We start from the raw sequence: 20,985 nt of genomic DNA, 5'->3' as shown, positions 1-20,985 counted from the left end.
ATACTAATTAACATTAGCGCAATATAGCATTACATTTAAGCTGTAAACTTCTTAATTACGTATTCAATATTAAAATATAACGCTTAATATTGGTGTTTTTGTGAATGTATAAACTTATGCTAATTATTTAGACTGGTTTAGGTGGCTTAGGTTTAATAGTGCACCCTTTATTCTGACAGATAAAAAAGAGTATAACGATGATTCGAGTATTAGTAGTAGATGACCATGATTTGGTGCGGATGGGTATCAGCCGTATGTTGGCCGACAGTGCCGATATCGAAGTCGTCGGCGAAGCAGACAGCGGCGATATGGCGATAAGACTGGCCAAACAGCTGCGTCCTGATGTGATATTACTGGATGTTAATATGCCTAATATCGGTGGTCTTGAAGCAACCAAACGCTTGATTCAGCTTGATATGGGCATCAAAATCCTGGCGGTCAGTAGTATGTCAGCTCAGCCTTATCCGTCGATGCTCATCAAAGCGGGCGTCAATGGTTATATTACTAAAGGTACACCGCTTGATGAGATGATACGAGCCGTCAAAAAAATCTATCAAGGTGGGCGTTATTTTAGCCAAGATGTGGCTGAACAGTTGGCTGATGTTCTATTGTCTGATAATGCCAACTCACCTTTTGACTTATTAAGCGATCGTGAAAAGCAGGTAGCGATGATGGTGGTCAACTGTCAAAGTCCCCAACAAATTGCCGATCAGTTATTTGTGAGCGTGAAAACCATCAATACCTATCGTTACCGTATTTATGAAAAAGTGAATGTCGATAGTGATGTGAAGTTGACCCATTTGGCGATTCGCCATGGCCTCATCCAACCCTAATTATCAAGAATCCCTTTTATCAAGAACATTAGTTATCAACCCATGAATCCTGTCAAATCTGCCTCGAATCTTATCACTGTTATTACTGACTATATAGAGCAAGATGATATCCTGCCTGTGCCGCAGCTACGTAAACTGGGGCTCATTTATAGCAGTTATCGCTTTATCGTCAGCTTATTTTTTATGCTGATGGTGTATATTACAGTTCGCGCTGATGGCAGCCCATCATTGCCAAGTTTTTTGCAGCAAACCGTGCTCAGTTTTTACGTTTTACTGAGCTTAATCTTGCTGGGATTATTTTATACCGTTGGCAAACATATGCGCCGACAGTTGGCTTTTGGATTGGCGCTAGATGTCATTATTTTAAGTTTATTGCTTTATACCGCTGGCGCGCCTGATTTGCAGTTGACCATGCTATACATGGTTGTGGTAGCCGCAAGCTTCATGTTATTACATGGTTCGCAAGCGCTGATTATTACCTTACTTGCTATTATCTTCGTTATTTACCAGCAGTTTTTTTATGCCATCGCTAATAGTATGAGTTTGGCAAATTTAGGGAACGCCTTACTCATGTCAGCTAGCTTTTTGGCAGTCGGAGGCTTAAGTTGGTCAATCTCGCAGCGCTTGGTACAGCTTGAAAAAGTAGCCGCTACCCATGTCAAAGAAGTCGAACGACTGAACGTGATTAACCAAGAAGTGATTACTCAAATGGCTAATGGTGTCATCGTAATTGATAGCCAACACGTTGTATTAGCAAACCTTGCTGCCTATCAATTACTTAGTATTCCAAACCATTCATCGCTAGCATCAACAGACACCGCTATTAACGCAAGCAATATACACAAAAACTCCCTAAACACAAAAAACAATAAGCCATTATCCGACTTTCAGCAGCAACTTAACGAACAACACCTGCAACTATTTGACGCCTGCTTATCCATAGCCGCAGGACAATCACGTACTTTCGTTTATGAACTGCCAGCCGTCGCCAATGCTTCTGTCATCGGCAAGCTACGTGTCGAAATTATCCATCTAAAAGATGACAGTAAGTTGATCATATTAGAGGATTTACGCCGCGAACAAGCCAGCGCTCAACAATTAAAACTGGCTTCGCTTGGACAACTGACCGCCAGTATCGCCCATGAAATAAGAAATCCTTTAGCGGCGATTTCCCAAGCAAGCCAATTATTAATAGAAGATGTCGTCGAAAGTGAGACGCGAGCTGGTGCCACACTAGCCCATATAAATAGCGACCCTTTAAATAGTGAAACAGCTAATAACCATGAACTTTATAAAATGATATTTTCGCAAACCAAACGCGTTAATCGCATTATTGAGGACGTTTTAAAACTGTCTCGCCAGCAGACTGCCAATCAGCAAAGCATTGTACTTGCTGATTGGATGCCAATATTTTTGCACAATTACTTTCAAGGCCATGATGTTTTTTTACACATCAATACGCAGCCTACTATCTCATTTGACACCCATCAATTAGAGCAAGTATTAATTAACTTGATTAATAACGGCTTACGTTACAGTAGCTACGCCCACCCTCATGCCTTTGTGGAAATCGAAATTTATTGTGCGGATAACGATGTTATAATTGATGTCTTAGATGAGGGTATGGGCGTTGGTGCTGATGATTTAACCCATTTGTTTAATCCATTTTTTACCACGGATAAGGCCGGTACCGGTTTGGGATTGTATTTATCCCAAGCATTTTGTGAGGCCAATCATGCACGGTTACTTTACGTTCCTGACTATAAAAAGACCTGCTTTCGTCTGATTGCCCCCGCCATTTATAATGAGACTGCTGGCTAAGCACTTGTGGTAATAAATGAGCGCTCATTCCCAATAAAAAAGCCTTTGGTTAAAAGCGGATAGATTAGAACTATTTATATTTGACACCCAAAACCATATGCCTGCGATAAACGCCATTATTTACCCTCTATAAATCGTTATAGGATTATTTTTTAATACTTTTGTAGTACTTGAACACAATGAGATAATGTATGACAACCACCGCGCTAGTCGTTGATGATGAAGTAGATTTATGCCGATTGATGCAAATTACGCTGACTAAGATGGGTATCAAAAGTGATGTCGCCTATACTTTGTCACAGGCAAAATCATACTGGCAGGAAAATGACTATGATTTTTGCTTAACTGATTTAAAATTACCTGATGGCTCAGGGTTAGAGTTGGTCAAACATATCAGTGCCAGCTCTAGTAAGCCTATCGCTGTCATCACCGCACATGGCAGTATGGATTTAGCGATTGAAGCGCTAAAACTTGGTGCTTTTGATTTCGTGAATAAACCCCTTGAGCTACCACGTTTACGTCAGTTGGTTGAAAACGCTCTAAAGGTTATCCAGCAAGACAATACCGCAAAATCTACGCCTCAGCGCTCACCTGAACAGCAGATGTTAGATGATCGTCTGATTGGTAATTCAGCCGTGATGCATCCTTTAAAAAACACTATTTTAAAATTGGCTCGCTCACAAGCGCCGGTATTTTTATCTGGTGCTTCAGGTACCGGTAAAGAAGTCGTTGCTAGATTGATTCATGACTTAAGCCCGCGTCGAGATGGCAGTTTTGTGCCTGTTAACTGCGGAGCGATACCTTCAGAGCTGATGGAATCAGAGTTTTTTGGTCACAAAAAAGGCAGTTTCACCGGTGCTGTTGCTGACAAGCAAGGATTATTTCAGCAGGCTAATGGCGGTACTTTATTTTTAGATGAAGTAGCAGACTTGCCTTTAGCGATGCAAGTTAAATTACTGCGTGCCATTCAAGAGAAGACGGTTCGCGCGATTGGTGATACCAAAGAACTGCCAGTCGATATTCGCATCTTATCGGCAACGCATAAAGATTTGAATCAACTCGTACAGGCAGGGATGTTTCGACAGGATTTATATTACCGCATCAATGTGATTGAGCTTAAACTACCGACACTTAACGCGCGGCGTGATGACATACCAGTATTAGCCAAGCATTTTTTGGCACTGATTGCTGAAGAATGGCAATTAGAATCGCCACCATTGCTAACAGCAGATGCTTGCAAGCGCTTACAACAGCATAATTTCGCTGGTAATGTTCGTGAGCTGCGCAATGTACTTGAACGTGCCGTGACATTGGCTGAAACATCAACGATTGATGCCAGCCACCTCGGTCTATCTGATTTTGATGTGCATCAAGAAGTCGAGATACATCAAAATAACATAGCACCACAAAGCCAAAATATAAGCGCGAATCATGCCACTATCTCTCGCGGCTCAAATCAAAATATCGATGAGAGAAACCCAGCCGAATCGTTGAAGGAAAATACAGAAGAAAACACTGATCACCAATCTCAGTCTACAGCAGAGAAAAGTGCTCAGCAAACAACGTCTCTGCAGGCAACGACTAATCTACACCCCTACCGTACGATTACCCAGCATTATTCTTCAATGACGCCTTCAGCAATCCCTTCAACGTCCTCTTCAATCAATCAACCCTCAGCGGTAAACACCGTAGGATCGACCGATAACTTAATAGGTCAACAGACACAAGAGTCATTAAGCAAGCAGCATGATGACGGCGAAGGATTCAATCAATCCACAGATACAAAAGGTATAGCCGACGGCCAATTACCAGCGCAGGGATTAGAGCACTATCTTCAAGAGCAAGAAAAACAGCTGATTATCACAGCGCTTAAGCAAACAGGCTGGAATAAAACCCAAGCAGCTGAATTGTTAGGGACGACTTTTCGATCTCTGCGCTATCGTATGACCAAACTAGATATTGCTGAAGATCAATCTGAATAGCGCTCCATGTTTTAAGGTTAAATTAAGGTTTATCTTTAGGTGTCGGTTTTTCAATAACATTATTTATGACGCTGTTTTTAATGGTACTGTTCTTGTTGACACTGCTTTGGATACTACTGTTTTGAAGGTTGTTGTTTTTCTCAGAGCGGTCTTCTACCGCTCCCTTACGCACAAACCGAATACCTGAAGCAAGCGCCTTCTTTCGTAGTAGATCAAGGGCTTGCTGCTCCCACGTACTCTCACTACCCGATAATGCCACATCAGGCTCTACCCCAATGCCCTCTATTTTCTTACCTGAGGCAGTCATATAGTGGGCAACCGTTAACTTGACTGCCTGATCATTATTAAGTGGTATCACTGACTGTACCGATCCTTTGCCATAACTGACTTCACCCAAGATAGTGGCGCGCTTTTGCATCTGTAAGCTACTTGCTAATACCTCTGCTGCTGAGGCTGAATAGCGATTTTGTAAAACCACCATAGGCAATGGTTCGAGTAACGCTACGCCTTGAGTCGATAAAGTACGTGAATCACCTTGACGACCTTTTACTTGCACCACATCAGTCTCACTCATAAACAGGCTGGCGACGCTCACAGCGGATGCCAAGACTCCACCCGGATTATCACGCATATCCAACAAAATACCTGATACTGGCGCCTCTAAATCGATTAAGCTTTGTAGCAATTTTTCGCGGCTATTGTTTTGAAACGCCGGTAATCTAATAATGGCAATACCATCAACGAGACGAGTCTCAACAATTTGAGGATGATTGTTATTACGCTGTAAAGTCGTGGTATGTTTACGGCGCCCTGCTTTTGAAGTCACAATATCCACTTGTGTGCCTGCAATCCCTGTCAAGAGTTGATTGATATCATTAGTTTCTTCATCTTCGCCAAGCTTAAATTCATCCACTTGATGTAAATAATCGCCAACCGCAATGCCTTTTTTATCGGCAGGTGAGTCATCGATTACCTCGGTAATGACCCAATAGCCTGATTGCGATTGATACTCTACCTTAATGCCAATATCTCCGACATCGCCTTCGGTAAAAGCGCGCAGATTTTCATAGGCTTCAGCATCTAGAAATTCAGCATGACTATCAAGCTTGGTCAACATGCCGCTCATCGCATTGTTAAATAACTCTTCGTCATTAACAGTGTCAACGTATTCACGGCGGACCAAATCGACCAACGCCACAAAAGTTTTCAGCGTCTCCGGGGAGATAGCATTTAACGAAACCTGAGCCACTTCAGCGGGAATGTCAGTATTGAAAGTACCTGATTCATTATTTAACGCACTTTCATCGGCAATACTATCTATTGAATCATCAACTTGATCAGCAGACTCCAACATATCAGCGATGTCTGATAAATCATCGGCACCGTTGTTTAGTGGCACGTCATCCGTATTTAAACGGATTAATTGTAAACTTGCCGTAGGGCCAGCGGTAGGTCGAGCAATAGTATCGTTGAGCGCTGCTTGTGCCTGTATATTAACAACACTTAGCCCCAGCAGACCAACGATAAGTGTCGGCTTTAATACATGTGAGCGAATAGATAATGTCATCATTGGATTCTCTAATCTTTTAGACATCAATGAAAGTATAAGGCTGATAGAACGCATAAAATGAGTCACCTAAAAAATTCGTCCGAAATATTTACGACATTATTGTTATGTTATATGGTTATTAATGGTTATTAATGGATAATAGCTTATAAGATAGCATCAAGCGACCCTCTAAAAGTAGGATAGTATTGCAAGTAACTTAGGTGATAAGTTACAAGTGAAATGTTAGACAAAATTTAGCGTCAAAAAAGGGAGAGATAATAAATATCCCTCCCTTACTTGTTCATCATTCGTCACTATATTTTACTAAGCTGTCATAGCAACGAATACTGACATGGCAGCGCTAAGGTGCTGCGACTAGTAAACTTTCGCCTGTCATTTCAGGGGGTGCTTCGATATTCATCAATGCCAAAATAGTTGGTGCGACATCGCTCAGCTTACCGCCGCTACGTACTTTTAGTTTTTTCTCACCAACGTAAATCAATGGAACGTGCTCAGTGGTGTGCTGAGTATGTACTTGACCGCTTTCATAGTCTTGCATCTGCTCACAGTTGCCATGATCTGCCGTGATAAGCATATCGCCACCAGCCGCACGTACTGCTGCCTCTACGCGACCAACGCAGACATCTAGCGCCTCTACCGCTTTGACAGCAGCGTCAAAGATACCGGTATGTCCAACCATGTCGCCATTGGCATAATTGACAACCACTACATCATATTTGCCAGACTCAATAGCCGCCACTAATTTATCTGTTACTTCAGGGGCGCTCATTTCTGGCTGCAAATCATAAGTAGCGACATCGGGAGAAGGCACTAAGATACGTGTCTCACCTTTATACTCTTCTTCACGGCCACCACTAAAGAAAAAAGTCACGTGGGCATATTTTTCGGTTTCAGCGATACGCAGCTGGGTTTTACCTTTGTCTTGCAAATATTCGCCAAGTGTATTGGTTAATGAGGTTGGATAGTAAGCAATGCTGGTTTTAGGATTATCCGCCAAGACATCAGAATATTTAGTCAGCATCACAAACGCCGCAAGCTTTGGCTGTTTATGACGGGCAAATCCAGAGAACTCATGGTCTGGCAATACAAAGGCTTGTGCAAGCTCACGGGCACGGTCAGCGCGGAAGTTCATAAAAATGAGGGCGTCATTATCATCAACGGTATATGGCACCTCGTCACGTCCAATTACCACAGTAGGATTAATAAACTCATCGGTTTCACGCGCTTTGTATGCCGCTTGTACCGCGCCATCAGCTCGGGTTGCTAAACGATCCGCTTTACCCTCAGTGATAAGCTCATAGGCTTTTTGTACTCGATCCCAACGATTGTCACGATCCATCGCATAGTAGCGGCCGATAATACTGGCAATCTGTACGCGACCACTTTCATAATGCGCATTCAGCTTAATGATATGGTCGCGTAGACGATTAATATATTTATCAGCAGACTTAGGCGGGGTGTCACGCCCATCTAAGAAGCAATGCACAAAGACGTTCTTAGCGCCATGTACCAATGCTGAATGGCACATCGCTTCGATATGGTCTTGATGCGAATGTACGCCGCCATCCGAAAGCAATCCCATAATATGAACATTACCGCCAAGCTTATTGGCGGCTTTTACCGCATTCACTAAGGCTTCGTTTTTATAAAAATCACGATTAGCCACCTCACTTGAGATACGGGTAGAATCTTGATAAAGAACGCGACCAGCGCCCAAGTTCATATGCCCGACTTCCGAATTACCAAACTGACCATCTGGCAAACCAACATCTTCTCCTGATGCGGATATCAAACCATGTGGATATTTTTGATAAATCTTATCCATATTTGGCATATTAGCGGCAGCAATCGCATTATCCTTATCATCTTCACGATGCCCAAAACCATCTAATATCATTAAAACATGCGGCACTTTTTTATTTTGATCGCTATTTTGTTGATTATTGCGCTGAGCCTGATTATCGTCGATAAATTCTGATTGTTGCTGGATATTGGTCATGGATTACCGCTCCTCAAGTGAATGAACGCCTATAATGCTGTATTAGGATGTTTAAAGCCCTCTATCTTAACACACATCTCAAAATAGCTGAAAAATCGACTTTTCAGGCTACCAATTAGGTATTTTTTATGCCTTTATCTGACTAAAAATTTAGTGAAGTTCTGATCTTAATGATGCTCTTTCTTAAAGCACGTATCAATAAGACACGTATCAATCTGTAAATCGCACTTGCAATCACTCAAACCATTGGTTAAGATAAATGTATTCTGAAGTGTTGGCTAGTAGATGTTTATTCCCTGAGCCGATAATGCTTTACCAGGATGTGGTACCTATTGCCTCATTGTGTATGCCTGCACCGCTTGCGGTGTCTCAGGAAACCTGCCGAGGTAATGACGCATCCGCCCTGAACTTCACGGTTCATGGGTCACCATCTTACGGCGGCACTTCGGTTGTTATATTCGGTTATTAACTATTTTATTTATAGCCAATAGGTTAATAGGAAATTAGTGATAGCCACTAAAAAGCCCCTTTTGTCATTGACGAAAGGGGCTTTTTTTATGTTAAAATTTCTTCATACCTAATTTATAATCAATCTACTACTCGTCATTGGCTGGCTTGGTAATTTTCTTCACATCCTTAGGAATGTTTTTGGCAGTGCCATCCACCGTTGTATGCTGTTTAAACCCATCACCGAACGGATTTTGTTGCTGACCAAATGGATTTTGGTTATTCATACCACCTGCTCCGCCAAATGGGTTTTGTCCACCCATGCCACCAGCACCGCCAAACGGATTTTGACCAGCACCCATTTGCCCACCCATCTGCTTGGCCATCATTTCCATCATTTTTTGCTGGTTGTTCATGACGTAGTTATTAGCAAAGTCTTTGAGTTTCTTTTGCACCGGTGGTAAGACCACCAGTAACGCCAGCAAATCACTGAGCACGCCTGGAATAAGAAGCAAAATACCCGCTGCTGCCATTGCCACACTTTTGATCATAGTCGATTCTTGCGGACGCATCGCGGGGTTCATCATACCGCCAGCTTTCATCTGCTGAGCCATTGGGTTGAGAGCCGCCATACCTTTACGCATGAGTGAGATACCGATAACAGCAGCAACAATAAACCACATAAATATCCACCAGCCACTCATAAATTGAGCAAGCAAATACCACAGTAGCATCTCGATAATAAACCATACAATGGCAATACCAACTATCTGGCCCATAAAGCGTCGTCCTATAAAATAAAAATCAATAAATTGAGCGCCATGCAAATTAAAATGGCTAACATATGATGTATATGGGGATTGATTGCTATACTATCAAACTTACGGCTAATTTTTAAGCCATAAAATAAAATGTGAGCAAAACGAAATACTATGGCAATTATAATTGGGATTGATCCGGGTTCGCGCATGACCGGTTATGGTATCGTGCAGCAAACAGGCGATAAACTGACCTATATCGATGCAGGTACTATTCGCACAGATACCAAAGAGATGCCTGAACGCCTTAAGCGTATTTTTAATGGCTTGACGCGTATCACCCAGCATCATTTAAAATATGCGGACGAGCCCATTTATACCGCGATTGAACAAGTATTTATGGCAGAGAATCCTGACTCAGCGCTTAAGCTTGGGCAAGCACGCGGGGCCGCCATTGCAGCGATGGTGGCATTGGACTTGGAAGTATCAGAATATACCGCACGCCAAATTAAACAAGCCGTTTGCGGTTATGGTGCTGCAGCCAAAGAGCAAGTACAGGAAATGGTCTGTCGCATATTGTCTTTAGACGTCGTGCCACAACAAGATGCGGCAGACGGTCTTGCCTGCGCCATTTGTCATGCGCACTCAAGCCATTCGATGAACAAACTACTACTCAATAGCTCAATGCGCGGGCGCGGTGCCTCGAAGAAAAAAGGACGCTGGCGTTTGACTGAAGAAGACTTAGGTAATTTGCGTTAAAATACATGGTCATAAAAACCAGCCCCAAAAAAAACACGCGTCTCATGGCGCGTGTTTTTTTGGCTATAGCTGTGTTTAGATATGCCGCCTATTTAATAAAAATTATTGATAGCGCTATTTGACAACCGAGCTTTCGATAACCGCATCTAATACATAGGCATACTCTTCATCTGATTCATTTAAAGCGCCTATAGTATTGTCTTCTACCGTTTCGCTGTTATTTAACTGATAGCGCTGTAATCTTAGCACTTCGTCATGTTTGCCATCATGTTGATAGCCATCTATTTCACCTTTAAATGCCGCCCACTCACCTTCGCTGGTTTTAATACCTTGGTCATCATAAGTAATAGGTTTTACTTGCAGACACATCTGTGAGCTACTGTCTTCGCACGGTACCATCTTAGAGTTCACCGCCCAAAATACAGTCTCACCTTTACTGTTATACTTAGCTTGCGACGTCAGTCTACCCTTCCAGATTAAAGTCTCAGCATCACTTGTTACTTGCGTCAACATTGGATTATCGCCCATAGAGCCCTCATCTTTAGACTGATCATCTGTTACTAAGGTTAATTGGCTGTCACCTTGCATCAGCTCACTTAAACTGTTTTCAGCTTTATCAAGACTCCCACAAGACATTTTGGTACTCATGCTGTCTTTGATAGTTAAGGTAGATTCTTGCAGCTGATATGTCGCACTTATAGTATTACAGCCAACGCTATAGATTAAAGTATTTTGACCTTGATATTGGTTAAATGACAAGCGTACTTGATCTTTAATTTTCATCAGCCTATTTAATGGCTGAGCACCTTTATCTGTTACAGATACCAGTGTCCAACGATAACTTGAAAGGTTGGCAATCATCTGTTCTTCAGCACTCATCTCGCCCGCCTTATCTAACGTGACACTATCATTCTCTATATCAACATTTGCGGCACTAGCATTGGCATCAGCTACCTTGATATTTTCATCAGTTGAAACAGAAGTATCTTGGCAAGCACCTAATGCTAAACTTATTGCTAGCATACTTGGCAACAAGGCAAATCTAAAAGGCAATTTTTTAAAAGAGGGCGTCATAAAAAATGGTGTCATAACAGTCATACCTTGTGGCTAAACCTTTTCACAATCCAAGAGTAGCTATATCTATCCAGAGAGTGATTATATCTATTTTCATAGAGCTTAATAATTTTTCATATAGCTTAATAGTTTGACCACTATAACGCTCGTGTCTGTTATGGGTGTAACGAAGTGTTTAATTTTATAAATTGATAGTAATTAACAGTAACTGCTATGATTGTTTTTTGATCAAATAAATGTATTAAAAAAATCTTGAGTAGCTAAGCATCATACCCGCTACTCAAGATTTTTTATTATCTATAATGCCTAGCTCTTTAAAAAATTACGTTATTCGCCCTCATGAGCAGGTTTGGCTTTCGCCATATTTTTGATACTGAAATGCTCATTCATCATCTGATAAAAACGAGCAAGATTCTCGCCCTGCTCATTAGGATTGACCTTGAGTATTTTGCCAAAATCCAAGCCAAGATAAAGCACAATATCAGCAAAACTTAATTGATCGCCAACTAAGTAATTATGACCTTTTAAGGCGTTTTCAAAATAAGGCAATGCTTTAACAGCGCGTGCAATAGACGGCGCGACGAACTCTGGTACTTGTTCGACTCGCTGAGCTTTTGATGGATGGCTATGCTGAAAGGCGAGCATAAAATTATATAATACCTCAAACTCAGCGATGCGGCGCATAGAACACACCTGTGCACGCTGTACCACATCATTGCCCATCACCGAGCGCTCACCATAAACTCGATCGAGATATTCACAAACTGCCTGCGAATCATTAAGTACCGTACCATCATCTAATGTCAAAACCGGCACGGTTTGCATGGGGTTAATTTTGGTAAATGCCTCTGACATTTGCTCATTGACAGCAAAATCAATATCTACTACATCGAGGTCATCTATATCGTCCACATCAATGCCTTTTGATGCTAGTAAAATAAGGGCTTTACGTGGATTGGGTGCCGTACGGGTGACATATAATTTTTTCATAACAAACTCCTTGTAATATGAATTAAAAAGCGGCTCAGCGCTGATACACTTTATTATGGTTGTTGCACTATCGAGTACAGAAGATAACTATCGATACTCTATATAAGTTATAGCTTACTCTACTCATCATAGCAAAGCCTTATTCAGCTTGCCGCTCTGATACTAAACTAAATAGCAAAAAGCCCCACAGCGTGATGTTATGGGGCTTTCTTAATCATATTTTAATCAAATACATACACTCAGGCTCATTATTTATTAGGTGCAGGGGTCGTACGTAGATACGGCTTGATTTCTGTATGACCTTTAGGATAATTTGCAGCGATATCTTCATTTTTGACACTTGGTGGAATGATCACGTCATCACCATCTTTCCAATCTACTGGCGTTGCGATGTTGTACTCATCAGACAGTTGAATAGCGTCAATCACGCGGATGATTTCATCGAAGTTACGACCACAGCTGGCTGGATACGTCAGAATTAAGCGCACTTTCTTCTTAGGGTCAATAATAAAGACACTTCTAACCGTCGCAGTGGTGCTTGCATTAGGGTGTAGCATGTCATAAAGATTCGCCACCTCTTTATTAGGGTCAGCGATGATTGGGAAGTTCAGCTCAGTACCTTGAGTTTCACCGATGTCTTTTGCCCACGCATGGTGATCATCGATACCATCAACAGAGATACAAATTGGCTTCACGCCACGCTTTTGAAACTCGCCATTTAGTGCAGCAGCACGACCAAGCTCAGTGGTACATACTGGGGTAAAGTCTGCTGGATGTGAGAAGAAAACCACCCAATTGTCACCTGCCCATTCGTAGAAATTGATATCACCATCGGTGGTGGTTGCATCGAAGTTTGGTGCGGTATCGCCTAAACGTAAATGTGCCATGCTTGATTCCTTATTTATGGTTGTGATGAGCGCTATTATTAAGTACTACCGACGCGCTCTATTATTATCAAAGACATGCTCAGTGATCAAAATTCTTACCAAGCATATCAGTAAAAAACTCACTTTATCTTAACAAACTGGTTATGAATGTCTTGTGACGGATTGTAATGCAGTTATTCCATTTTGGCTTAAGAAGACTAAGTACAATAATTAAGTAAGAAGTAATTAAGTAGCTTATGTTATGACTATATTAACAGTCTACAGCATGGATCAATAAATACACTGTAATCAGCAATTTATATTAGCTCAGCTTAAACATGGCTGCACCATCAATTTTTAACCCCACTTTATCCCCTTTCCATGTGAGCTTAGGTGTCGCTTCACTACCACGTTTGCTGGTCTCTCCTGAATGCTGCAAGGTTATACCATCCTCATCGATAATTGCGATACCGATCACATAGGTATAAACAAAACTGCTTTTCGCTTTGGGAGATGCCTTAATATTAAAAACACATTCTATCACTTGATCCTGATACTTCATGCGCATTTTAGGCTGTAGTGAGGCAATAGAAACGGCGCCGTTTGATACCGCAGAATAGACTGAGAATACCAATGCGACTTTGCCGCCGTAGTATTTAGCGATATCAGGATTGACCAAAACCGTCTCTTTGCCCGGCTCATTGATACTGGCAACCTTGATATCACCTTGATGTTGTATATAAGGCATAGCCGTTAAACTGCCAATCTGCTCTGGCGCATGAATATAGCTCATATCCTTGCTGTTGTGCGCGAGTATGCCAACGCGCAAATCCAAATCATCATTATTAGCACTGGCATCGCCATTATCTATCCATATGGCTTCTACCACTAAGTGATCGTTGCCACCTTTGGTAAGATTGATTCGATGTTCGCTACCAGGTTTATCAAGCGTTACTTTTTTTAGATTAAAAGGTTGAGATTGTGATGGGCTATTTAGATTTTTGGCAGAATCACTCTGAGTTTGAGTGATTTTATTCTCTTCTAACTGCTTGTCTACTACTTCATCGTCAGCCACTTCACCACCAAAATGAGTGACCAAAGCACTCAGACCACCATTAAAACCTTGTCCAATGGCATTAATACGCCAAATATCGTTTTTACGATAAACTTGTAACAGCATAATGGCGCGCTCATTATCAAATGCACTGCCATCAAACGTATAGTTTGCAAGTATCTGCCCTGCTTGCTCCAACATGACATGACTAGTGCCAAGTTCTCGCATCGTCGATTGCCCGTCGATTGTTGCCGTCAATACCAAATAATCTACGGAATCTGGTAATTTACTGAGATCAATATCAAAGCGCTGCTGACTCGCGGTTGATTGCCAACTGATAGCGCCACAAGGCGTTTTGGGCTGATTATAAAAAGTCATATAATCATCGCTTACAAGTTTTTGCTGTCCATCTAGCCCAAAGCACGCCACATCTATCACGGTAGCGCCTGCTGTTAGCTCTGCAATCAAGGTAAACTGCTGCGTAATGCCAATCTCAGTAAATTTGGCTTTTTGCCCCGCGATCATATTTAACATTATTATTATCCTAATGATGATTTTATATAAAACTGCTTTTTATTCAAAAACTTAACCTAAGATATCCATAGGCTGCTATTTTTAATCTAACATAAGAACACCATCTAATTTACCACAAAAAAGCCCATCCCTAGCGTACTAGAAATGGGCAAGCTTGCAAACCACTATTGTTCAGTAATAGCTTAAATAAACATTAGCGCCGACAATATTATTAATTAAGCGGGTTTATAGCTGTCACGTAAGCTAACGATTTGGTTAAAGACTGGCTTATCACTGCTGTGATCTTCACTATCAGAGATAAAATAGCCTTCACGCTCAAACTGAAAACGCGTGCCAGCTTCAGCATTAGCAAGCGAAGGCTCAACCACAGCATTCAGCTCAGTCAATGAGTTGGGATTTAGCGCTTGATGGACGTCAGCGACGCTACTTGGGTCTTCAGTGCTAAATAACTGCTCATACATGCGTACCGTCGCTGGCACGCCTTGGCTGGCTGATACCCAATGAATGACGCCTTTAACTTTACGACCTTCAGGATTGTTGCCTAGTGTCGCAGAATCAATCGTCGCTTTTAGCTCAACCACATTGCCAGCGTCATCTAAAACATGCTCAGTCACTGCCAATACATAGGTATTACGCAGGCGAATCTCATTTTTTTCTGGTGATAAACGCTTATAACCTGCTGGCGGCTCAATCTCATAATCGCCTTGGTCGATATACAAGGTTTGAGTGAAAGGAATCTCACGCTCACCCATATCGACGTTAGGATGGTTTGGTTGCGTTAACCATAAGGTTTGCGTGGCATCGTCAAAACGCGCATTGACGCTATCCGCCTTTTCAGTTTCCCAACTGCTAACTGCTTCGGCAAAGTTGGTAATCGTTACTTTTAATGGCTTGAGTACGGCCATACCACGCGCCGTCGTCGTCTCTAATGACTGACGAATACTAAATTCTAATAAACGAAAGTCAACGACGCTATCTACTTTGGTCACACCTACGCGCTCACAAAAATCGCGTAAGCCTTCTGGCGTATAACCACGGCGACGCATGCCAGCAATCGTTGGCATACGTGGATCATCCCAACCGCTGACGATGTTTTCATCAACCAGTTGCTTTAATTTGCGCTTACTGGTCATAGTATGGTCAACATTTAGACGCGAGAACTCATACTGATGCGGCGGTTGTTCAAAGCCAACTTTTTCTACTGCCCAATCATAAAATGGGCGATGGTCTTCAAACTCTAACGTACATAGCGAATGGGTAATACCTTCGAGCGCATCAGAGAGCGGATGGGCAAAATCATACATAGGATAAATGCACCATTTATCACCCGTTTGATGATGCGCTTGATGCATGACGCGGTAGATAACTGGGTCGCGCATATTCATGTTTGGGCTTGCCATATCAATCTTGGCGCGCAATATCGCTTTACCCTCAGCGTATTTACCATTTTTCATATCATCAAAAAGTTGTAGGTTTTCTTCAACACTGGCATCACGATGTGGTGACGCTGTGCCTGCTTCATTGAATGAACCACGACTTTCTTTGATTTGCTCAGGCGACTGCAAATCTACGTAAGCATCGCCTTGTTTGATAAGCTGAATCGCCCAAGCATGCAGTTGGTCGAAATACCCTGACGCATGGTACGCTTCTCCTGCCCACTCAAAGCCCAACCATTTCACATCATTTTTGATATTATCAATATAGTCTTGCTTTTCTGCCGTTGGGTTGGTGTCATCAAAACGCAAGTTACAGATACCATCAAACTCTTCAGCCACACCAAAGTTTAAGCAGATAGATTTTACGTGACCCAAATGCAAGTAGCCGTTTGGCTCAGGTGGGAAACGCGTGACAATTTGCTGGTATTTTTGCGCGCTAACATCTTCACGAATCATATTACGAATAAAGTCATTCTTTTGCTCGTCTTTTTGTACAGGGTTGTTTGAGTGCTCACTCATCGGGCATTGCTCCTAACGCAAATGGTCAATTCATGCGACGTGCCATCACGCCTCATGGAAAATTCAAAATATTTAGTAAAGTAAAACGATATCGCAAAGCCAACCTTAGCTATTAAATTTAAGCTGGCTTACAAAAACTTGGGTTATAAAATTTGAGCCATAAAAACAGTGGCTTATAAACGCCAAGCGATAATGACTTTTTGTCAAAATCGTTTATATATGGGTAAAGTTGCGTTATTCTATCAGCTTTTGCAAAGGCATTAACAGCCTGATACATGACACAGGATAAAAAAGCCGTTAGACTAGCCATAACTTTTTATCCACCAACTTTTTATCCACCACTTAACAGCGTCATTTTAGGCGCTGCAATAAAGAAGGAATATCCCATGGTAGACATGCCACCAGTAGTAGAACTTGACACCTGTATGGGTGCAATCACCATCGAACTCAACGAAGAAAAAGCACCAAAAACCGTTGAAAACTTTTTAAACTATGTAAAATCTGGTCATTATGACAGCACAATTTTCCATCGCATCATTGACGGCTTTATGATTCAAGGCGGCGGAATGGACGCTGACATGAATGAAAAAGCAACCAATAAGCCAGTAGAAAACGAAGCAGACAACGGTCTGAAAAATGATGCTGGTACGATTGCGATGGCACGTACGCAAGACCCACATTCAGCGACTAGCCAGTTCTTTGTAAACGTAAAAGACAACGACTTCTTAAACCATTCTGGCAAAAATATGCAAGGTTGGGGCTATACTGTATTTGGTAAAGTGACAAGCGGTATGGACGTGATCGAAAAAATGAAAGGCGTTCCAACCGGTCGTTTTGGTATGCATGCAGATGTACCAACAGAGCCAGTTATTATCAAATCAGCGACTATTATTTCTGAATAATCGTTACTCACTGTAAGTGATGAGGATAAAGATAAATGCAAAGTTTTAATCATTTAATAACGACCCGCCCTCATGAGGTACGGCAAGTTTTGATTAGCGATTTGCATTTATCGCCTGAAGAGCCTGCCTTAGTGCAGGCTTTTTTGGCGCTGCTCGATGATTGCCTTGCCTTGCCTGCGCTCAAGCGTCTATTTATCTTAGGCGACTGGTTTGAAGTCTGGCTTGGTGACGATGTTTATCTATCACTATCAGAAGATGAGCGGAAGAAACATTGGCTCACACCGCTTATTGTTAAGTTGAAAAAACTACGTGTTGCTGGCTGCGAGATTTTAGTCATGCATGGCAATCGTGATTTTTTGTTGGGTCAACCGTTTTGCAATCTATTCGGTGGCGAGCTTATTTATGAGCCGTACACTTTGCCTGTTGGACAGCTGACTTATCGCTTAGAACATGGTGATGCCTTATGTACTGATGATAAAAAATATCAGTTTTTTCGTAAAATCATGCGTCATCGTATAACGCAGTGGTATTTGCTCAATAAGTCGTTAGAAAAACGCTTGGCTATCGCCGATAACATGCGGCAAAAAAGTCAGCAGAATAACGCCAATAAAGCGGCACATATCATGGATGTTAATGAATCAGCAGTGAACAAAGCTATTTATCACTTTGACGCCCTGCTACATGGTCACACCCATCGTCCTGAAATCCACCAAAGTAATGAGGGTAAAACTCGCTATGTCCTTGGTGATTGGCGATTACTCGATAACGAAACACGCCAACCCAAAGCGAGCGCTGTTATTGGTGCGATTACAGCAAACGTAGATGAAGATATTGTTGCTGATAGTGCAGAGTTTGAATTGTTTGAATTTAACATCACTGTTTAAACTGCTACCGTCATTCTCATATAATAAAAAACTCCGTTATAGAACGGAGTTTTTTTATGCATTAGTATCGTTATTTTTAAACAACCACCGCAAATAGCGATTGTCCAAAAATAGTGACTTTACTCTATCTCACCATGACGCCAGCGAAGACGCACTACGCTGGGTGATAAAGCCATCTGGCGTCTGACCGTTGTCTGCTTGCCAGCGCTGGAAAGCCTTACGAGTATTGGTACCAACGATACCGTCTGTGCCCTTTGTATCATAGCCTGAACTGGTCAAACGCTGCTGTAAATTGCGTACTTGAGACGTCGATAATGGACGCTCATAGCGCGGCCATGACTTTTGCAAGCCACCTTGTCCGACAAGCGCTTTACCTAATAAGCTGACCCCAAGCGCGTAGCTTGATGAATTATTATAAACTTTGATAACATCAAAGTTTGGACTTAATAGTAATACTGGACCGTCTTTACCAGCTGGCAGCCATAGCTCCATTTGAGTATTACCATCTAAGGACACATCGGCTATGGTATCGACACCCATCGCCGCCCATCTAGCAGCAGTTTGCTTGGTACCAACGGTCGAATAATCAAATGACGATGGAATAGTTGCTTCATAGAAAGGAGCCAAACCACGTACCCAACCTGAATTGCTCAGATAGTTGGCGGTAGACGCTAAAGCGTCGCCCGTTGCCCATGGGTTACGATGTCCATTACCATCGCCATCAACCCCATGCTTAAGCCATGTATCAGGGATAAACTGAGTCTGCCCCATGCCACCTGCCCAAGAGCCATCAAGCTGTGACCAAGACACATCACCACGCTGCAATAGCGTCGCTAATGATAATAACTGAGTTTCAGCAAACTCTTGGCGGCGACCATCATAAGCAAGGCTCGCAAGTGAGCTTGGTATACTGCTATTGCCAGTCACCACGCCATATGACGATTCCATGCCCCAAATCGCAGCGATTATTTCTGCATTGACACCATACTGTGATTCTAACTGCGATAGAAATGACCGTTGCTCAGCAAATTTACGCTTACCAGTACTTACGCGCCCATCTGATACGGCAGAATCCACATATTCCCATGGCATTTTAGAAAACTCTGGCTGTCCTGAGTCAAGCGAGATGACTTGCTGATTTAAATAAGCAGAATCGAGCAGACGGCGAACCGTCGAAGCATCATGACCTGATGAAATAGCCCGCATAGAGAAGTCAGATTTCCAATCAGAAAAGCTATTATAGCTTGGCTTTGCGACTGGCTGCGGTTTGATAACTGGCACTGGGGTTGGCTTCACTTGAATGATTTGGGTTTGAGTAATTTGAACATTACCTTGACGAACAGGCTTGTTAGGCTGCTGCATCGCCTGCTGACTCGTACACCCGACCATGACCAAGGCTGGAAAAAGGGTAAGGTATTGTTTTTTTAATTGCATAAGAAGTCTCAAGTATCAATAAGTAAGGTGGCTTAGATAAATCCATTTAATAACAGTAGCTTAAGTAACATAATTTCATTAAAGCCACTCAATAGCCAAGCAACGAAATAAATTGCAGCAAATTTAACGCCCTAGTACCGCACGAGGATCGATAGGATTGCCATTTAAGCGCACTTGAAATTCTAAGCCCACTTGATTGGTTTGACCACTGCTACCCATATTTGCAATACGCTGACCGCGTTGAACACTATCGCCTTCTTTGACGAGCAACTGGCTGTTATGAGCGTAGGCAGTGATATAGTTATCGCTATGACGAATCATAATGAGCTCGCCGTATTCTGGTAGACCATTACCGGAGTAAAGCACCGTACCTGATTGACTGGCAAGTACCGGATCGCCCGCTGTGCCAGCGAACCACATACCCATCGTGCCAGCTGCCGCATCAAAGTTACGGGTTATTTGGTTGCGAGTTGGATATTCATAACCAGAGGTTGCATTAGCGGTTACTTCATAGACGGGGTTCTGTGAATAATTGGGTGCGCTCGTCACTGGCGGCGTGTAGGTTGGTTGTGCAGGCGCAGAGGTATTGCTCGAAGCATTGTAGCGATTGTTATTGGTAGCACGTACCGGCTCACCTTGCCATAACTTGAGCCATTGACCACTATAAATCGTATATTTACTATCTAAACCATTGAGCGCCCCGATTTGACGGTAACTGATACGATAGCGCTCGGCGATTTGACTGACTGTATCGCCGCGCTGTACGCGATGATAGTTAGGGACACCTTGGCCATTGGTAATAATTTTAGGTCCAGCTTGGTTAGCCGATTGGTAAGTAGGCTTCGTTGCACAGCCCACCATCGTTAATGTGGCTACCGTTATAGTGCCAACCAATGCCACCGTTACAAAACGCGATCCAGCAATAAGCTTATTCATATAAGATTTCCTATTCTTTATGTTACTCACAAACTCCTTGTGTTACTCACAAGCATTTTGCTAACTTTTATACCATTTAGTTTTTGGCAAATACCATCATAACTAACTCGATAGTAACTATTTTCTCTCATCTTTTGCGACTAATAATTCAAACTATCTTTTAGGCATGACCTGCATACAAGATGGC

16 protein-coding genes and 1 other RNA gene are annotated in these 20,985 nt (G+C 42.3%); 7 read left to right on the top strand and 10 right to left on the bottom strand.

The window, feature by feature from the left end; genetic code table 11:
* Window positions 1-197 precede the first annotated feature (197 nt).
* The 3 genes from CAN34_RS10175 (at window position 198) to CAN34_RS14625 (ending at window position 4,636) form a co-directional block, all read left to right on the top strand.
* Window positions 198-833 carry a response regulator gene (locus CAN34_RS10175; protein WP_089555563.1) on the top strand — a complete coding sequence of 212 codons (636 nt, stop codon included), beginning with the start codon at window positions 198-200 and terminating at the stop codon, window positions 831-833.
* A 42-nt stretch (window positions 834-875) separates the two neighbouring features.
* Window positions 876-2,654 (top strand): PAS domain-containing sensor histidine kinase, encoded by a 1,779-nt coding sequence (locus CAN34_RS10170; protein WP_089555562.1) that lies wholly within the window; start codon window positions 876-878, stop codon window positions 2,652-2,654.
* Window positions 2,655-2,845: 191 nt separating this feature from the next.
* Window positions 2,846-4,636 carry a sigma 54-interacting transcriptional regulator gene (locus CAN34_RS14625; protein WP_089555561.1) on the top strand — a complete coding sequence of 597 codons (1,791 nt, stop codon included), beginning with the start codon at window positions 2,846-2,848 and terminating at the stop codon, window positions 4,634-4,636.
* Between the two features lie 22 nt (window positions 4,637-4,658).
* On the opposite strand, the gene CAN34_RS10160 is transcribed toward CAN34_RS14625, so the two are convergent.
* A complete protein-coding gene (locus CAN34_RS10160) occupies window positions 4,659-6,206 on the bottom strand; it encodes a S41 family peptidase (RefSeq protein WP_089555560.1) in 1,548 nt (515 codons plus the stop codon).
* 340 nt (window positions 6,207-6,546) lie between these two features.
* A complete protein-coding gene (gene gpmI / locus CAN34_RS10155) occupies window positions 6,547-8,205 on the bottom strand; it encodes a 2,3-bisphosphoglycerate-independent phosphoglycerate mutase (protein ID WP_089555559.1) in 1,659 nt (552 codons plus the stop codon).
* Between the two features lie 260 nt (window positions 8,206-8,465).
* On the opposite strand from gpmI, the gene ssrS reads away from it, so the two are divergent.
* Window positions 8,466-8,661: non-coding RNA, 6S RNA (gene ssrS / locus CAN34_RS10150), on the top strand.
* Window positions 8,662-8,801: 140 nt separating this feature from the next.
* Here ssrS and CAN34_RS10145 read toward each other — a convergent pair.
* The gene (locus tag CAN34_RS10145; RefSeq protein WP_089555558.1) at window positions 8,802-9,431 is read right to left on the bottom strand and encodes an FxsA family protein; all 630 of its coding nucleotides are present in this window, start codon (window positions 9,429-9,431) and stop codon (window positions 8,802-8,804) included.
* 153 nt (window positions 9,432-9,584) lie between these two features.
* On the opposite strand from CAN34_RS10145, the gene ruvC reads away from it, so the two are divergent.
* Complete coding sequence (gene ruvC / locus CAN34_RS10140) at window positions 9,585-10,169, top strand: crossover junction endodeoxyribonuclease RuvC (protein WP_079691154.1); 585 nt, start codon at window positions 9,585-9,587, stop codon at window positions 10,167-10,169.
* 114 nt (window positions 10,170-10,283) lie between these two features.
* Here the strand turns inward: ruvC and CAN34_RS10135 are convergent, their stop codons facing one another.
* From CAN34_RS10135 to CAN34_RS10115, 5 genes are all read right to left on the bottom strand, one after another.
* Window positions 10,284-11,258, bottom strand: a complete 975-nt coding sequence (locus CAN34_RS10135) for an META domain-containing protein (RefSeq protein ID WP_254423161.1) — start codon at window positions 11,256-11,258, stop codon at window positions 10,284-10,286.
* A gap of 312 nt (window positions 11,259-11,570) precedes the next feature.
* Complete coding sequence (locus CAN34_RS10130; RefSeq protein ID WP_089555557.1) at window positions 11,571-12,233, bottom strand: glutathione S-transferase family protein; 663 nt, start codon at window positions 12,231-12,233, stop codon at window positions 11,571-11,573.
* Between the two features lie 248 nt (window positions 12,234-12,481).
* The gene (locus CAN34_RS10125) at window positions 12,482-13,120 is read right to left on the bottom strand and encodes a peroxiredoxin (RefSeq protein ID WP_079691152.1); all 639 of its coding nucleotides are present in this window, start codon (window positions 13,118-13,120) and stop codon (window positions 12,482-12,484) included.
* A 301-nt stretch (window positions 13,121-13,421) separates the two neighbouring features.
* Complete coding sequence (locus CAN34_RS10120; RefSeq protein WP_089555556.1) at window positions 13,422-14,687, bottom strand: TerD family protein; 1,266 nt, start codon at window positions 14,685-14,687, stop codon at window positions 13,422-13,424.
* Between the two features lie 215 nt (window positions 14,688-14,902).
* Window positions 14,903-16,642: a glutamine--tRNA ligase/YqeY domain fusion protein gene (locus CAN34_RS10115; protein ID WP_089555555.1), complete on the bottom strand. Its 1,740-nt coding sequence runs from the start codon at window positions 16,640-16,642 to the stop codon at window positions 14,903-14,905.
* 386 nt (window positions 16,643-17,028) lie between these two features.
* On the opposite strand from CAN34_RS10115, the gene CAN34_RS10105 reads away from it, so the two are divergent.
* Window positions 17,029-17,544, top strand: a complete 516-nt coding sequence (locus CAN34_RS10105) for a peptidylprolyl isomerase (RefSeq protein ID WP_089555553.1) — start codon at window positions 17,029-17,031, stop codon at window positions 17,542-17,544.
* A 35-nt stretch (window positions 17,545-17,579) separates the two neighbouring features.
* Window positions 17,580-18,428: a UDP-2,3-diacylglucosamine diphosphatase gene (locus CAN34_RS10100; RefSeq protein WP_089555552.1), complete on the top strand. Its 849-nt coding sequence runs from the start codon at window positions 17,580-17,582 to the stop codon at window positions 18,426-18,428.
* Between the two features lie 129 nt (window positions 18,429-18,557).
* Here the strand turns inward: CAN34_RS10100 and CAN34_RS10095 are convergent, their stop codons facing one another.
* Window positions 18,558-19,862 (bottom strand): lytic murein transglycosylase, encoded by a 1,305-nt coding sequence (locus CAN34_RS10095; RefSeq protein WP_089555551.1) that lies wholly within the window; start codon window positions 19,860-19,862, stop codon window positions 18,558-18,560.
* Between the two features lie 123 nt (window positions 19,863-19,985).
* Window positions 19,986-20,798 (bottom strand): peptidoglycan DD-metalloendopeptidase family protein, encoded by an 813-nt coding sequence (locus CAN34_RS10090; RefSeq protein ID WP_089555550.1) that lies wholly within the window; start codon window positions 20,796-20,798, stop codon window positions 19,986-19,988.
* Window positions 20,799-20,985: the final 187 nt, after the last annotated feature.

It is taken from the genome of Psychrobacter sp. DAB_AL32B (assembly GCF_002224105.1).
In the GTDB taxonomy this organism is placed as follows: domain Bacteria; phylum Pseudomonadota; class Gammaproteobacteria; order Pseudomonadales; family Moraxellaceae; genus Psychrobacter.
This window is presented reverse-complemented; position numbering and strand designations above follow the sequence as displayed.

Bases quoted from the DNA above. Each gene is read 5' to 3' on its own strand.
- CAN34_RS10175 (WP_089555563.1), top strand. From the start codon at position 198: ATGATTCGAGTATTAGTAGTAGATGACCATGATTTGGTGCGGATGGGT.
- CAN34_RS10170 (WP_089555562.1), top strand. From the start codon at position 876: ATGAATCCTGTCAAATCTGCCTCGAATCTTATCACTGTTATTACTGAC.
- CAN34_RS14625 (WP_089555561.1), top strand. From the start codon at position 2,846: ATGACAACCACCGCGCTAGTCGTTGATGATGAAGTAGATTTATGCCGA.
- CAN34_RS10160 (WP_089555560.1), bottom strand. From the start codon at position 6,206: ATGATGACATTATCTATTCGCTCACATGTATTAAAGCCGACACTTATC.
- gpmI (WP_089555559.1), bottom strand. From the start codon at position 8,205: ATGACCAATATCCAGCAACAATCAGAATTTATCGACGATAATCAGGCT.
- CAN34_RS10145 (WP_089555558.1), bottom strand. From the start codon at position 9,431: ATGGGCCAGATAGTTGGTATTGCCATTGTATGGTTTATTATCGAGATG.
- ruvC (WP_079691154.1), top strand. From the start codon at position 9,585: ATGGCAATTATAATTGGGATTGATCCGGGTTCGCGCATGACCGGTTAT.
- CAN34_RS10135 (WP_254423161.1), bottom strand. From the start codon at position 11,258: ATGACACCATTTTTTATGACGCCCTCTTTTAAAAAATTGCCTTTTAGA.
- CAN34_RS10130 (WP_089555557.1), bottom strand. From the start codon at position 12,233: ATGAAAAAATTATATGTCACCCGTACGGCACCCAATCCACGTAAAGCC.
- CAN34_RS10125 (WP_079691152.1), bottom strand. From the start codon at position 13,120: ATGGCACATTTACGTTTAGGCGATACCGCACCAAACTTCGATGCAACC.
- CAN34_RS10120 (WP_089555556.1), bottom strand. From the start codon at position 14,687: ATGTTAAATATGATCGCGGGGCAAAAAGCCAAATTTACTGAGATTGGC.
- CAN34_RS10115 (WP_089555555.1), bottom strand. From the start codon at position 16,642: ATGAGTGAGCACTCAAACAACCCTGTACAAAAAGACGAGCAAAAGAAT.
- CAN34_RS10105 (WP_089555553.1), top strand. From the start codon at position 17,029: ATGGTAGACATGCCACCAGTAGTAGAACTTGACACCTGTATGGGTGCA.
- CAN34_RS10100 (WP_089555552.1), top strand. From the start codon at position 17,580: ATGCAAAGTTTTAATCATTTAATAACGACCCGCCCTCATGAGGTACGG.
- CAN34_RS10095 (WP_089555551.1), bottom strand. From the start codon at position 19,862: ATGCAATTAAAAAAACAATACCTTACCCTTTTTCCAGCCTTGGTCATG.
- CAN34_RS10090 (WP_089555550.1), bottom strand. From the start codon at position 20,798: ATGAATAAGCTTATTGCTGGATCGCGTTTTGTAACGGTGGCATTGGTT.